Here is a 15,522-nt window from a genome sequence, read left to right as displayed (position 1 = left end):
AAAATGAGTATGTTTTTAGATACAGCTAAGATCAAGGTCAAGGCTGGTAATGGTGGTGATGGCATGGTTGCCTTTCGCCGTGAAAAATATGTCCCTAATGGCGGTCCTTGGGGTGGTGACGGTGGTCGTGGAGGAAATGTGGTCTTCGTTGTAGACGAAGGGCTACGTACCTTGATGGATTTCCGCTACAATCGCCATTTCAAGGCTGAGTCTGGTGAAAAAGGGATGACCAAAGGAATGCATGGACGTGGTGCTGAAAACCTAAGAGTTCGAGTGCCACAAGGTACGACTGTGCGTGATGCTGAGACAGGCAAGGTCTTGACAGATTTGATTGAACACGGTCAAGAATTTATTGTAGCCCACGGTGGTCGTGGTGGTCGTGGAAATATCCGCTTTGCAACACCAAAAAATCCTGCACCTGAAATCTCTGAAAATGGAGAACCAGGTCAGGAACGTGAGTTACAGTTAGAACTTAAAATCCTTGCAGATGTTGGTTTAGTTGGATTCCCATCTGTAGGGAAATCAACACTTTTAAGTGTTATCACCTCAGCTAAGCCCAAAATTGGTGCCTACCACTTTACGACAATTGTGCCAAATCTAGGAATGGTTCGTACCCAATCAGGTGAATCCTTTGCAGTAGCTGATTTACCAGGTTTGATTGAAGGGGCTAGTCAAGGTGTTGGTTTGGGAACTCAGTTCCTCCGTCACATCGAGCGTACACGTGTCATCCTTCACATCATTGATATGTCAGCTAGCGAAGGCCGTGATCCATATGAGGACTACCTAGCGATCAATAAAGAGCTGGAGTCATACAATCTTCGCCTCATGGAGCGTCCACAGATTATTGTAGCCAATAAGATGGATATGCCTGAAAGTCAGGAAAATCTTGAAGAATTCAAGAAGAAATTAGCTGAAAATTACGATGAATTTGAAGAGTTACCAGCTATCTTCCCAATTTCTGGATTGACCAAGCAAGGTCTGGCAACGCTTTTGGATGCTACAGCTGAATTGTTAGACAAGACATCAGAATTCTTGCTCTACGACGAGTCAGATATGGAAGAAGAAGCTTACTATGGATTTGATGAGGAAGAAAAAGCCTTTGAAATTAGTCGTGATGACGATGCGACATGGGTGCTTTCTGGTGAAAAACTCATGAAACTCTTTAATATGACCAACTTTGATCGTGACGAATCAGTCATGAAATTTGCTCGCCAGCTACGTGGTATGGGGGTTGATGAAGCCCTTCGTGCGCGTGGAGCTAAAGATGGTGACTTGGTCCGAATTGGTAAATTTGAGTTTGAATTTGTAGACTAGGAGACTGATATGGGAGATAAACCGATATCTTTCCGAGATGCGGATGGCAACTTTGTTTCCGCCGCAGATGTTTGGAATGAAAAGAAATTGGAAGAACTATTTAATCGTCTCAATCCAAATCGTGCCCTGAGATTAGCACGAACTAAAAAAGAAAATCCATCTCAGTAAAGAATATAAAAAAATTCCGTGCCACATGAGACACGGAATTTTCTTATTCTTCAAAGAAAAATGGTGGAGCGAATTTTTTCAATTCTTCAAAGCATTTTTGAGCAGCTTCTGCATCTTCACAGATGACAAGACAAACATCATCCCCACAGAGGCTAGCAATAGCGTCAGGGAAGCTTAAGGCATCAATAATAGAACCAAAGGATTGAGCAAGTCCAGGAAGGGTTTTTAGTAGGACTTGGTGTTGAACTGGGCGCATCAAGACAAGAGCATCTTCCATGTAAATTTCGAGACGTTTTTCCCATTTTGAGATAGAACCTGTATTGAGCACGTAGTAAGAGTTGTCTTCTTCTCGTACTTTTGAAAGGTTCATGCTTTTAATATCTCTTGAAAGTGTAGCTTGTGTAACTTGAATATCATTATCGGCAAGAAGAGCTTGTAGCTCAGCTTGAGTATGAATCTTGTTTTTTGTTACAAGAGCTCGTATGAGTTGGTGTCGGTGTTCAGATTTATTCATAAAATGTTACTCCTTGTACCAGGTACAGAAAGCGTGGACTGAACGATATCGTCAGTCGGGTGGTAAGCGGTATTGTCACGTATGAAGATTTGAAAGTCAGTAGAATAGGAAGAAGCGGAGAGAATCTCCTTACTTTACCTCTTCGCTAGTTGGGTGGAGATGAATTGGCTATCTATCCGTTTATCTACATTGGTGTCCTCTACTAACAGTAAATCCTTCAATTTGGGTAGCCTTTTGTCACGACTTCTTGTGAATTTACGATTAATGTTAATTCACAGAGATTTTCCAACATGTAGTGTGGTAGCGAGTATTATTAATGAGTACACATGTTGGTTAGGGTTGAATAGTATCTTTTTTCCAAAATCCAGTTTTAAACATATCATAGGCCTAGACTAGGATTGGATTTGATACCAAGTTTATGTGTAGTTTGACTGTTCAAGTGGAAATCTTCCATATTGAACAGTCTAGTATTCTACCTTTTGACAAGGTAGGATAAGAGTAGACTGTTCAAGATCAACAGTCAGGTGGTAAGCGGTGTTGTCACGTATGGTGATTTCAAAGTCAGTAGTATAAAGGACTAAACGGAGAGTATCTCCTTCTTTTAGCTTGTAAATAGTTGGTTGCAGTTCAAACTGGATATCCATCCATTCATCTGCTTTAATATCCTCTACTAACAGTAAATCATTTCTATTTTGTAAATTAAGGTAGCCTTTTGTCACTACTCGTTGTGTGGTTGCACTAAATGGCAATTCACAGAGATTTTCCAGCATGTGATAGCGACCGTTGTCAATGGTTCTAGCACTTAAAACAGCTGGATAAGGTTGTAGGTATTTCTTTTGTCCAAATTCTAGCAGTTGGGCTGATAATAAACCCTTGTTTGAGCTGGATTTGATACGAAGATTGAGTTGAGCTCGACCGTTCAAGTGAATGTCTTTAGTTACAGGAAGGTCAATAGTAATCTGATTGACTTTCCCTTGATAAAGTTCTGTATTGAAGGTCTGGTAGGTCTTGCCATAGCGCTCAAAATCCTTATCTGGATACTGGTTTTGAATAACTTGCTCTTCTTGCCCAAGTGAGAAGGTTTCAAAGTGTTCTTGCTCACCAAAGTTATCAAGAGATAACCAAGTCTGAGGAGCAGTATTGTCCTGCCAGATAACAGTAGGAAGTTGGTAATCCGTTTCCTGTCCCAGTAATTTCTTAGTCAATAAAGCATTCATGGATTCACGGAAGTCAATGGACTGCCAGTTGTTCATGTAAACATGTGCACCATTATGGAAAAAGAGGTGCTTATTTATATAAGCAGGAAGGGCATGGAACATCTGGTAAACATGAAGTGGTTTGACATTCCAATCCTGAGACCCATGGGTAAAGACAACCTCTGCTTTTACCTTATGGGCATTGAGTAGATAATTACGGTCATGCCAAAACTGAGTGTAGTCGCCAGACTTGCGATCCAGTTGCTCTTTTACTTTTTCTAAGTCAGCTTGGTGAGCTTCGTTCCCACGAATATAGTCACCAGCCAAGAGATTACGAGAATAGGTTAACTCAGCAAGGGAGTCAAAGTCCTCCCCTGGATATCCACCTGGGCTAGTTACCAGACCGTTTTCACGGTAGTAGTTGTACCACGAAGAAATACCAGCCTCGGAAATGATAACCTCTAAACCATCTACACCTGTAGTCGCAAGACCATTGGACATGGTACCTAGATAGGAAAGTCCAGTTGTGGCTACTTTTCCGTTTGACCAGTCAGCCTTAACTTGACGCTGGTGCGTGTGGTCGGTGAAGGCACGACAACGACCATTAAGCCAATCGATGACATTTTTATAAGCTTCGATTTGCTGGTAGTCTCCATTAGTCATGAAACCTGTAGAATCTTTGGTTCCAACACCTGACACATAGAGATTGGCAAAGCCTCGTGGAAGGAAGTAGTCGTTGAGAGTATAGCTAGCGTTGATGTGCGTTAGCTTTTCCTCAGCTTCTGACACAAGCTCAGCTTGACCTTGAGGTTGGACGAGATTTAGTTGAGGTTCTTTAAGCTCAATCTTGTGAGCAGGTTTGACCTCAAGCTCACCCTCCATCTTGTAGAGAGCCTTATCACTAGCCTTGTCATTGGTTCCCTGATGGTAGGGGCTGGCTGTCATGATAGCAGGGATTTTTCCATCATAACGAGGACGAATAATGCTGACCTTGACTAAGTCTGGAAGCCCTTTTCGGTCAGTATCGACACGAGTCTCAACGTAAACGACTTCGCGAATGGCATCATGGCTAGAAAAGGTAGCCAAACTCTTGCCGTTAAAGTAGTGATAGTCATTATCCTCAGGAATCAGGCCGTCACTGACAAGTTGGTCGATAAGAGTATTTCCCTTTTTGGTGCGAGTATTGAGTAACTGATAGAAATTTTCAATCAAGTCACCATATACAATGGGAAAACCAGTCTCTTTACGAAAAACATCACTGTCTTCAAAGTCAACCAAGTAAGAAAAACCTAAAAGTTGAAAAGCCACAGTATAGAAAATATCAGCAGTCAACTCTTTATCTGATTGAAAAAATGTCAATAAGTCAGTTTCCTTATCAACTGCTAAACTGGATAGGGGATAGGAGCTATCTTTGTAATTAAAAAAGAAACGAATAAGAAACGCTTCAAGCATTTTTTTATTTGTGATGTTGACTGGTAAATCAAATCCATACTTTTTTAATTCAAAGATAATTGTATCTCTAGGTAGCGCAAAATAGCTGAATTGATTAAAACGCATAAAAGCCTCCTACTTATGAAATATATTAAGGTTATTATATCAAAAAATAGAGAGAAAAGATACTATAAAAATTAATAGAAACTATAATAAATAAAAATAAGTATTTATAAAATAAACATGTGAAATGATAAGCTTAAATACAAAAATATTAGTGGTGCTGTTGTAAATCAGGCAAGGATTGTCTAATTAACTATGATTTGAGCTATTAGATATTAAAGCATCAGTAATAGTAATAGAAATTTTAAGAAAATGGTATAATATAGTGAGAACGATAGAGGAGAAGTGTAAATTGATCGCACAACTAGATACAAAAACAGTCTATAGTTTTATGGAGAGTGTCATTTCAATCGACAAGTATGTGAGAGCAGCTAAAGAATTCGGCTACACTCATCTGGCTATGATGGATATTGACAATCTTTATGGAGCTTTCAACTTTCTAGAGGTTACAAAAAAATACGGCATTCATCCTTTATTAGGACTTGAAATGAATGTGCTTGTAGATGACAAGGATGTGAATCTGCGCTTTTTAGCTCTATCTAATGTGGGCTATCAGCAGTTGATGAAGCTTTCAACAGCCAAGATGCAGGGGGAGAAAAGTTGGTCAGTTCTATCTCAGTATCTAGAGGATATTGCGGTAATTGCTCCTTATTTTGAAGAACTTGAGTTGTTAAATCTAGGCTGTGATTACTATATAGGGGTTTACCCAGAAACACTGGCCAGCGAATTTCACCATCCTATTTTACCATTGTATCGGGTCAATGCATTTGAAAGTAAGGATAGAGAAGTTCTTCAAGTATTAACAGCGATTAAAGAAAATCTACCGCTCAGAGAAGTTCCTTTGCGCTCACGACAAGATGTTCTTATATCAGCAAGTTCTTTAGAGAAACTATTCCAAGAACGTTTTCCTCAAGCTTTGGACAATTTAGAAAAGCTTATTTCAGGCATTTCTTATGATTTGGATACTAGTTTGAAACTGCCTCGTTTTAATCCAGCTAGACCAGCCGTAGAAGAGTTGAGAGAACGAGCTGAACTGGGGCTTGCTCAGAAGGGGTTAACTGGTAAAGAATATCAAGACCGTCTAGACCAAGAATTGGCTGTTATTCATGATATGGGCTTTGATGATTATTTCTTGGTTGTTTGGGATTTGTTGCGTTTCGGACGTTCGAATGGCTATTATATGGGAATGGGACGGGGTTCTGCAGTTGGTAGCTTGGTTTCCTATGCTTTAGACATTACAGGGATTGACCCAGTAGAGAAAAATCTGATTTTTGAACGTTTCCTCAATCGTGAACGCTATACCATGCCTGATATTGATATTGATATTCCAGATATTTATCGTCCAGATTTTATCAGATATGTTGGTAATAAATATGGTAGTAAACATGCGGCTCAAATCGTTACTTTTTCTACCTTTGGGGCTAAGCAAGCTCTTCGAGATGTATTGAAACGCTTTGGTGTGCCCGAGTATGAATTATCTGCAATTACTAAGAAAATCAGTTTTCGGGACAATCTCAAGTCGGCCTATGAGGGGAATCTCCAGTTTCGTCAACAAATCAATAGTAAGTTAGAATACCAAAAAGCCTTTGAAATTGCCTGCAAGATTGAGGGCTACCCAAGACAAACCTCTGTCCATGCGGCTGGTGTTGTGATCAGTGACCAAGATTTGACCAACTACATTCCTCTAAAGCATGGTGATGAAATTCCACTGACTCAGTATGATGCTCATGGTGTTGAATCTAGTGGACTTTTAAAGATGGATTTTCTGGGGCTACGAAATTTGACCTTTGTTCAGAAAATGCAAGAGTTGCTTGCTGAAACAGAAGGTATTCACCTTAAAATTGAAGAAATAGATTTGGAAGACAAAGAAACTCTATCTCTTTTTGCATCTGGCAATACAAAAGGTATCTTTCAATTTGAACAACCTGGTGCTATTCGCTTGCTCAAACGTGTGCAACCAGTCTGTTTTGAAGATGTCGTAGCAACTACTTCCCTAAATAGACCAGGTGCTAGTGATTATATCAATAATTTTGTGGCAAGAAAACATGGGCAGGAAGAAGTGACTGTTCTCGATCCAGCTCTGGAGGATATTTTGGCTCCAACTTATGGCATTATGCTCTATCAGGAGCAGGTTATGCAGGTTGCTCAGCGATTTGCTGGATTTAATCTTGGGAAGGCCGATATTTTGCGTCGAGCTATGGGTAAAAAGGATGCCTCTGCCATGCATGAGATGAGGGATTCCTTTATTCAAGGCTCCATAGAAGCTGGTCATACTGTGGAAAAAGCAGAGCAGGTTTTTGATGTTATGGAGAAGTTTGCAGGTTATGGTTTTAACCGATCTCACGCCTATGCCTACTCAGCCTTGGCCTTCCAGTTGGCCTATTTCAAAACGCATTATCCAGCCATCTTTTATCAGATTATGTTGAATTCTGCCAACAGTGATTATGTAACAGATGCCTTAGAAGCAGGTTTTGAAGTAGCCCCATTGTCCATTAATACTATTCCTTATCACGATAAAATTGCCAACAAGTCTATCTATCTAGGTTTGAAATCGATTAAGGGGCTCAGCAAGGATTTGGCGCTTTGGATTATTGAACATAGACCTTATTCTAATATTGAAGATTTTTTAGCTAAACTACCTGAGAATTATCTGAAACTTCCTCTGCTAGAACCTTTGGTAAAAGTTGGTCTTTTCGATTCATTTGAAAAAAATCGTAAAAAAGTATTCAATAATTTAGCTAATCTATTTGAATTTGTGAAAGTGTTAGGAAGCTTATTTGGAGAGAGCATTTATAGTTGGCAAGATTCGGAGGACTGGACGGAGCAAGAAAAATTCTACATGGAACAAGAGCTTCTAGGAGTAGGCGTCAGCAAACATCCTCTACAAGCTATTGCAAGTAAGGCTATTTATCCGATTACTCCTATTAGTAATTTGTCAGAAAATAGCTATGCTATTATCTTGGTTGAGGTTCAGAAGATAAAAGTAATTCGTACCAAAAAGGGTGAAAATATGGCCTTCTTACAGGTAGATGACAGTAAGAAAAAATTGGATGTTACACTTTTTTCAGATTTATATCGACAGGTTGGTCAGGAAGTAAGAGAAGGAACCTTCTACTATATTAAAGGGAAAGTCCAGTCACGTGACGGTCGTCTGCAAATGATTGCACAAGAAATAAGAGAAGCAGTTGCTGAGCGCTTTTGGATTCAGATGAAAAATCATGATTCAGATCAAGAAATTTCGAGAATTTTAGATCAATATAAAGGCCCAATCCCAGTCATCATCAGGTATGAAGAGGAACAGAGAACGATTGTTTCTCCCCATCATTTTGTAGCTAAATCAACTGAATTAGAAGCGAAATTAGCTGGAATCGTTATGAAAACGATTTATCGCTAAAATTACGGAAAATAGAAGAATTTTCCAATTAAATGTGATATAATCAGTAAGAATGTTAAAAGAAAAAGGAGCATAACCAATATGAAACGTATTGCTGTTTTGACTAGTGGTGGAGACGCCCCTGGTATGAACGCTGCCATCCGTGCAGTTGTTCGTCAAGCAATTTCAGAAGGAATGGAAGTATTTGGTATCTATGATGGATATGCTGGTATGGTTGCTGGTGAAATTCATCCCCTAGATGCGGCTTCAGTAGGAGACATCATTTCTCGTGGTGGTACTTTCCTTCACTCAGCTCGCTACCCAGAGTTCGCTCAACTTGAAGGGCAACTTAAAGGGATTGAGCAATTGAAAAAACACGGGATTGAAGGTGTAGTTGTTATCGGTGGTGACGGATCTTACCACGGTGCTATGCGTTTGACTGAGCATGGCTTCCCAGCTATCGGTCTTCCAGGTACAATCGATAACGATATCGTTGGTACTGACTTTACAATCGGTTTTGACACAGCGGTTACGACTGCTATGGACGCTATCGATAAGATTCGTGATACGTCATCAAGTCACCGTCGTACTTTTGTTATCGAAGTTATGGGACGTAACGCTGGTGATATCGCTCTTTGGGCTGGTATTGCAACTGGTGCTGATGAAATCATCATTCCTGAAGAAGGATTCAAGATTGAAGATATCGTTGAAAGCATTAAATGTGGTTATGAGTGTGGTAAAAAACACAACATCATCGTCTTGGCAGAAGGTGTGATGTCTGCAGCTGAATTTGGTCAAAAACTAAAAGAAGCTGGGGATACAAGCGACCTTCGTGTGACAGAACTTGGACATATTCAACGTGGTGGTTCTCCAACTGCGCGTGACCGTGTTTTGGCATCACGTATGGGTGCACATGCTGTTAAACTTCTTAAAGAAGGTATCGGTGGTGTTGCGGTTGGTATCCGTAACGAGAAAATGGTTGAAAACCCAATTCTTGGAACTGCAGAAGAAGGAGCATTGTTTAGCCTTACTGCAGATGGTAAGATTGTGGTTAACAACCCACACAAGGCTGACCTTGAGCTATCTAGCTTGAATAAGAGCTTGTCATAATTTATAATTTAGTTAATAAGACCAAAAAGGTCATATATATAAAGGAGTCACAAAAATCATGAATAAACGTGTAAAAATCGTTGCAACTTTGGGACCTGCGGTAGAAATCCGTGGTGGTAAAAAATTTGGTGATGACGGATACTGGGGTGAAAAACTTGATGTTGAAGCTTCAGCTAAAAACATTGCTAAATTGATTGAAGCTGGTGCTAACACATTCCGTTTCAACTTCTCACACGGTGACCACCAAGAACAAGGTGACCGTATGGCAACTGTTAAACTTGCAGAAAAACTTGCAGGTAAAAAAGTTGGTTTCCTTCTTGATACAAAAGGACCAGAAATCCGTACTGAATTGTTTGAAGGAGATGCAAAAGAGTACTCTTACACAACTGGTGAAAAAATCCGTGTTGCGACTAAACAAGGAATCAAATCAACTCGTGAAGTGATTGCATTGAACGTTGCTGGCGCTCTTGATATCTATGATGATGTTGAAGTTGGTCGTCAAGTTTTGGTTGACGATGGTAAACTTGGTCTTCGTGTGGTTGCTAAAGATGATGCAACTCGTGAATTTGAAGTTGAAGTTGAAAACGATGGCGTAATTGCTAAACAAAAAGGTGTTAACATCCCTAACACTAAAATTCCTTTCCCAGCTCTTGCTGAACGTGATAACGACGATATCCGCTTTGGTCTTGAACAAGGAATTAACTTCATCGCGATTTCATTCGTACGTACTGCAAAAGACGTGAACGAAGTTCGTGCAATCTGTAAAGAAACTGGAAACGGACACGTTCAATTGTTCGCTAAAATCGAAAACCAACAAGGTATCGATAACTTGGATGAAATCATCGAAGCTGCTGATGGTATCATGATTGCTCGTGGTGACATGGGTATTGAAGTACCATTCGAAATGGTTCCAGTTTACCAAAAAATGATCATCAAGAAAGTTAATGCTGCAGGTAAAGTTGTTATCACTGCAACAAACATGCTTGAAACAATGACTGAAAAACCACGTGCAACTCGTTCAGAAGTATCAGACGTATTTAACGCTGTTATCGACGGAACTGACGCTACAATGCTTTCAGGTGAGTCTGCAAACGGTAAATACCCACTTGAGTCAGTAACTACAATGGCTACAATTGACAAGAACGCTCAAACTCTTCTTAACGAATACGGACGTCTGAACTCAGATTCATTCGAACGTAACTCTAAGACAGAAGTAATGGCTTCAGCTGTTAAAGATGCTACTAACTCAATGGACATTAAATTGGTTGTAACTCTTACTAAGACAGGTCATACTGCACGTTTGATTTCTAAATACCGTCCAAATGCTGACATCTTGGCATTGACATTCGACGAATTGACAGAACGTGGATTGATGTTGAACTGGGGTGTTATCCCAATGTTGACAGATGCTCCATCATCAACTGACGATATGTTCGAAATCGCTGAACGTAAAGCAGTTGAAGCAGGTCTTGTACAATCTGGTGACGATATCGTTATCGTAGCTGGTGTACCAGTTGGAGAAGCTGTTCGTACAAACACAATGCGTATCCGTACAGTACGTTAATTAAAATAAAAAGAGCCTATCATATCAAGCTTTCTAGCCTATATGATGGGCTTTTTTGTGTCAGGGGGCAAAAAGGGGCAAAACTTTTTAAAAAAGGCCAGTTAATACAAATACGATTCAGCTAATATAATTGAAAATGATGGAAAAAAAGGTGAAATTATGGTATACTTTAACGTAGGACCTTTTTAGAAATTTTGAAAGAGTATTAAAAATTTAAAATGAGAAAAATTGTTATCAATGGTGGCTTGCCCCTGCAAGGTGAGATTACCATTAGTGGTGCAAAAAATAGTGTTGTAGCTTTGATTCCAGCTATTATCTTGGCAGATGATGTTGTGACTTTGGATTGTGTTCCAGATATTTCGGATGTGGCAAGTCTTGTCGAAATTATGGAATTGATGGGCGCTACCGTTAAGCGTTATGACGATGTGTTAGAGATTGATCCAAGAGGTGTTCAAAATATTCCAATGCCTTATGGGAAAATCAATAGTCTTCGTGCATCTTATTATTTTTATGGAAGTCTTTTAGGTCGCTTTGGGGAAGCTACAGTTGGTTTACCTGGAGGATGTGATTTGGGACCACGTCCTATTGACTTACATCTTAAGGCTTTTGAAGCAATGGGAGCTACTGTTAGCTACGAGGGAGATAATATGAAGTTATCTGCTAAAGATGTGGGACTTCATGGTGCAAGTATTTACATGGATACGGTTAGTGTAGGTGCGACGATTAATACAATGATTGCTGCGGTTAAAGCAAATGGTCGTACTATTATTGAAAATGCAGCCCGAGAACCTGAGATTATTGATGTTGCCACTCTCTTGAATAATATGGGTGCCCATATCCGTGGTGCAGGAACCAATATCATCATTATTGATGGTGTTGACAGATTACATGGAACGCGTCATCAGGTGATTCCAGACCGTATTGAAGCGGGAACATATATTTCCTTAGCTGCTGCAGTCGGTAAGGGAATTCGTATCAATAATGTATTATACGAACACTTAGAAGGATTCATCGCTAAGTTGGAAGAAATGGGAGTTCGAATGACTGTATCGGAGGACAGTATTTTTGTCGAGGAACAGTCTAATTTGAAAGCAATCAATATTAAGACAGCTCCTTATCCAGGTTTTGCTACTGACTTACAGCAACCAATTACTCCTCTCTTGTTAACAGCAGAAGGGCGTGGTACCATTATTGATACCATTTATGAAAAACGTGTAAACCATGTTTTTGAACTAGCAAAGATGGACGCGGATATTACGACTACAAACGACCATATTTTATATACTGGTGGCCGTAGTTTACGTGGTGCAAATGTAAAAGCTACTGACCTTAGAGCTGGGGCCGCACTTGTCATTGCTGGTTTAATGGCTGAAGGTAAAACTGAAATTACAAATATTGAGTTCATCTTACGTGGTTATTCAGATATTATTGAAAAACTACGTAATCTAGGAGCAGATATTTCATTAGTTGAAGAATAAACCGTAGAGGTGTTTATGAATATTTGGACCAAATTAGCAATGTTTTCTATCTTTGAAACGGATCGCTTGTATTTGCGTCCTTTCTTTTTTAGTGATAGTCAGGACTTCCATGAGATAGCTTCAAATCCAGAAAACTTACAATTCATTTTTCCAAGTCAAGCTAGTTTGGAAGAGAGTCAATATGCACTGGCCAATTATTTTATGAAGGCTCCTTTAGGAGTATGGGCTATTTGTGACAAGAAAAGTGAAAAAATGATTGGTTCAATTAAGTTTGAGAAGCTAGATGAAATTAAAAAAGAAGCAGAACTTGGTTATTTTTTGAGAAAAGATGCTTGGTCCCAAGGCTTTATGACAGAAGTTGTAAGAAAATTTTGCCAACTTTCTTTTGAGGAATTTGGTTTAAAACAATTATCCATCATTACTCATCTTGAAAATGAAGCTAGCCAACGGGTTGCTCTTAAGTCTGGATTTCGATTGATTCGTCAGTTTAAAGGAAGTGATCGCTATACAAGAAAAATGCGGGATTATCTTGAATTTCGGTATTTAAAAGGAGAATTCAATGAGTAAGCATCAGGAAATTCTAAGCTATTTGGAGGAATTAGCTGTCGGTAAAAGAGTCAGTGTTCGTAGCATTTCCAACCATCTAGGAGTCAGTGATGGAACGGCCTATCGGGCTATCAAGGAAGCTGAAAACCGTGGAATTGTGGAGACTCGTCCTAGAAGTGGTACTATTCGTGTTAAATCTCAGAAAGTTGCTATCGAAAGATTAACATTTGCTGAAATTGCAGAAGTGACGTCTTCTGAGGTTTTGGCTGGGCAAGAAGGTTTAGAGAGAGAATTTAGTAAGTTTTCAATTGGTGCCATGACTGAACAAAATATCTTGTCATACCTTCACGATGGGGGGCTCTTGATTGTCGGAGACCGTACTCGTATCCAATTACTAGCTCTGGAAAATGAAAATGCAGTTCTGGTTACAGGTGGATTTCAGGTTCATGATGATGTGATTAAACTGGCCAATCAAAAAGGAATTCCAGTTCTGAGAAGTAAGCATGACACGTTCACTGTCGCGACCATGATCAATAAAGCCCTGTCAAATGTACAAATCAAGACTGATATTTTGACAGTTGAGAAACTTTACCGTCCGAGTCATGAGTATGGTTTTCTGAGGGAAACAGACACAGTCAAAGATTATTTGGACTTGGTGCGTAAGAATCGTAGCAGCCGTTTCCCTGTTATCAATCAACATCAGGTTGTTATTGGTGTTGTAACCATGAGAGACGCTGGTGATAAGTCACCAAGTACTACAATTGACAAGGTCATGTCTCGTAGTCTATTTTTGGTTGGATTATCGACAAATATTGCCAATGTGAGTCAACGGATGATTGCAGAAGACTTTGAAATGGTACCAGTTGTTCGGAATAATCAAACCTTGCTTGGAGTTGTGACACGACGAGATGTCATGGAGAAGATGAGTCGTTCCCAAGTTTCGGCTCTACCAACATTTTCTGAGCAGATTGGTCAAAAACTTTCTTATCACCATGATGAAGTCGTCATTACAGTTGAGCCCTTTATGCTTGAAAAAAATGGTGTTTTGGCTAATGGTGTATTATCTGAAATTCTGACTCACATGACACAAGATTTAGTTGTGAATAGCGGGCGCAATCTCATTATCGAGCAGATGCTGATCTACTTTTTGCAGGCTGTTCAGATTGATGATATACTGCGCATTCAAGCACGGATTATCCATCATACGAGACGGTCAGCTATTATTGACTACGATATTTATCATGGTCATCAAATTGTTTCAAAAGCTAATGTAACCGTTAAAATTAATTAGAAACTAGGAGAAAAAATGATAACATTAAAATCAGCTCGTGAAATCGAAGCTATGGACAAGGCTGGTGATTTTCTAGCAAGTATTCATATCGGCTTACGTGATTTGATTAAGCCTGGCGTAGATATGTGGGAAGTAGAAGAGTATGTTCGCCGTCGTTGTAAGGAAGAAAATTTCCTTCCACTTCAGATTGGGGTTGATGGTGCCATGATGGACTATCCTTATGCTACCTGTTGTTCTCTTAACGATGAAGTGGCTCATGCTTTCCCTCGTCACTATATCTTGAAAGATGGTGATTTGCTCAAAGTTGATATGGTTTTGGGAGGTCCAATTGCTAAATCGGATTTGAATATCTCAAAATTAAACTTCAACAATGTTGAGCAAATGAAAAAATACACTCAGAGCTATTCTGGTGGTCTAGCAGATTCTTGTTGGGCTTATGCTGTAGGTACACCATCCGAAGAAGTGAAAAACTTGATGAATGTAACTAAAGAAGCCATGTATAAGGGCATTGAGCAAGCTGTTGTTGGGAACCGTATTGGTGATATTGGTGCAGCCATTCAAGAATACGCTGAAAGTCGTGGTTATGGTGTAGTGCGTGATTTGGTTGGTCATGGTGTTGGCCCAACTATGCACGAAGAACCAATGGTTCCTAACTATGGTATTGCTGGTCGTGGGCTTCGTCTCCGTGAAGGAATGGTATTGACCATTGAACCAATGATCAATACAGGTGACTGGGAAATTGATACAGATATGAAAACTGGCTGGGCGCATAAGACCATTGACGGTGGACTGTCATGCCAATATGAACACCAATTTGTCATTACTAAGGATGGTCCGGTAATCTTGACTAGCCAAGGTGAAGAAGGAACTTATTAATAAAAAGTGAAAAGGCTGCTGGATGTTGATTTTGATAAAAATTTCAGTAGATCTTTTCATATAAAATAAACGCATTGTATTGATGTTTTCAGGCTTTTGAAGACAACAAAATAGGCTCCATAATATCTGTAGGAGACTTATCTACAGATATTATGGAGCTTTTTTCTTATGCTCAGAATGGCAATTTCCCAGCGAAAGCACCCAGTTTTTTCTTGGTAGTTTCATCGATTTGTTCAAGAGCAGAGTTGATTGCTTGAACGGTCATATCAGAAAGAGTTTCAAGGTCTTCTGGGTCAACGACAGCTGGATTGAAGTCAATGCTGACAACTTTCTTATCTCCAGTTAAGGTCGCTTGGACAAGGTCTTGAGCAGATTTGCCGACAAATTGCATAGCCGCAAGTTCTGCTTGGCTTTGTTCCATTTGTTTTTGAAGTTTTTGTGCTTGACGCATCATATTTTGCATGTTCATCATGGTGATATATAGTTTCCTTTTCCAATTATTTTCTTTTTTATTTTATCAATTTTGAAGTTAAAAGTC

General features: G+C 39.6%; 12 protein-coding genes. 9 read left to right on the top strand and 3 right to left on the bottom strand.

The window, feature by feature from the left end; all coding sequences use genetic code 11:
* Positions 1–3 precede the first annotated feature (3 nt).
* Both obgE and JJN14_RS05525 read left to right on the top strand, forming a co-directional pair.
* On the top strand, positions 4–1,314 hold the full coding sequence (obgE, locus tag JJN14_RS05530) for a GTPase ObgE (protein ID WP_201058078.1): 1,311 nt from the start codon (positions 4–6) through the stop codon (positions 1,312–1,314).
* 9 nt (positions 1,315–1,323) lie between these two features.
* Positions 1,324–1,482, top strand: coding sequence for a hypothetical protein (locus tag JJN14_RS05525; RefSeq protein ID WP_001808548.1), 159 nt, complete (start codon positions 1,324–1,326; stop codon positions 1,480–1,482).
* 43 nt (positions 1,483–1,525) lie between these two features.
* Here JJN14_RS05525 and JJN14_RS05520 read toward each other — a convergent pair whose 3' ends face one another.
* Positions 1,526–1,996, bottom strand: coding sequence for an arginine repressor (locus JJN14_RS05520; RefSeq protein WP_001043024.1), 471 nt, complete (start codon positions 1,994–1,996; stop codon positions 1,526–1,528).
* A 464-nt stretch (positions 1,997–2,460) separates the two neighbouring features.
* A complete protein-coding gene (locus JJN14_RS05515; RefSeq protein WP_201058077.1) occupies positions 2,461–4,749 on the bottom strand; it encodes a Xaa-Pro dipeptidyl-peptidase in 2,289 nt (762 codons plus the stop codon).
* A 289-nt stretch (positions 4,750–5,038) separates the two neighbouring features.
* On the opposite strand from JJN14_RS05515, the gene JJN14_RS05510 reads away from it, so the two are divergent.
* The 7 genes from JJN14_RS05510 to JJN14_RS05480 all read left to right on the top strand — a co-directional run bounded on the left by JJN14_RS05510 (position 5,039) and on the right by JJN14_RS05480 (position 14,984).
* Positions 5,039–8,140 carry a DNA polymerase III subunit alpha gene (locus JJN14_RS05510; protein WP_201058076.1) on the top strand — a complete coding sequence of 1,034 codons (3,102 nt, stop codon included), beginning with the start codon at positions 5,039–5,041 and terminating at the stop codon, positions 8,138–8,140.
* A gap of 81 nt (positions 8,141–8,221) precedes the next feature.
* Complete coding sequence (gene pfkA / locus JJN14_RS05505; protein ID WP_000820863.1) at positions 8,222–9,229, top strand: 6-phosphofructokinase; 1,008 nt, start codon at positions 8,222–8,224, stop codon at positions 9,227–9,229.
* 58 nt (positions 9,230–9,287) lie between these two features.
* Positions 9,288–10,793: a pyruvate kinase gene (pyk, locus tag JJN14_RS05500; protein WP_120770140.1), complete on the top strand. Its 1,506-nt coding sequence runs from the start codon at positions 9,288–9,290 to the stop codon at positions 10,791–10,793.
* Positions 10,794–11,011: 218 nt separating this feature from the next.
* Complete coding sequence (locus tag JJN14_RS05495) at positions 11,012–12,271, top strand: UDP-N-acetylglucosamine 1-carboxyvinyltransferase (protein WP_201058075.1); 1,260 nt, start codon at positions 11,012–11,014, stop codon at positions 12,269–12,271.
* Between the two features lie 15 nt (positions 12,272–12,286).
* On the top strand, positions 12,287–12,838 hold the full coding sequence (locus JJN14_RS05490) for a GNAT family N-acetyltransferase (protein WP_201058074.1): 552 nt from the start codon (positions 12,287–12,289) through the stop codon (positions 12,836–12,838).
* Positions 12,831–14,108: a CBS-HotDog domain-containing transcription factor SpxR gene (gene spxR, locus JJN14_RS05485; protein ID WP_201058073.1), complete on the top strand. Its 1,278-nt coding sequence runs from the start codon at positions 12,831–12,833 to the stop codon at positions 14,106–14,108. Before JJN14_RS05490 ends, spxR begins: the two co-directional genes overlap by 8 nt.
* A gap of 15 nt (positions 14,109–14,123) precedes the next feature.
* The gene (locus JJN14_RS05480) at positions 14,124–14,984 is read left to right on the top strand and encodes a methionyl aminopeptidase (RefSeq protein ID WP_201058072.1); all 861 of its coding nucleotides are present in this window, start codon (positions 14,124–14,126) and stop codon (positions 14,982–14,984) included.
* Positions 14,985–15,156: 172 nt separating this feature from the next.
* On the opposite strand, the gene JJN14_RS05475 is transcribed toward JJN14_RS05480, so the two are convergent.
* Positions 15,157–15,456 (bottom strand): YbaB/EbfC family nucleoid-associated protein, encoded by a 300-nt coding sequence (locus JJN14_RS05475; protein WP_000981526.1) that lies wholly within the window; start codon positions 15,454–15,456, stop codon positions 15,157–15,159.
* Positions 15,457–15,522 lie beyond the last annotated feature (66 nt).

Source organism: Streptococcus mitis (genome assembly GCF_016658865.1).
GTDB lineage: Bacteria > Bacillota > Bacilli > Lactobacillales > Streptococcaceae > Streptococcus > Streptococcus mitis_BT.
The sequence above is the reverse complement of the archived record's forward strand: the minus strand, read 5'-3'. Positions and strand labels throughout refer to the sequence as shown.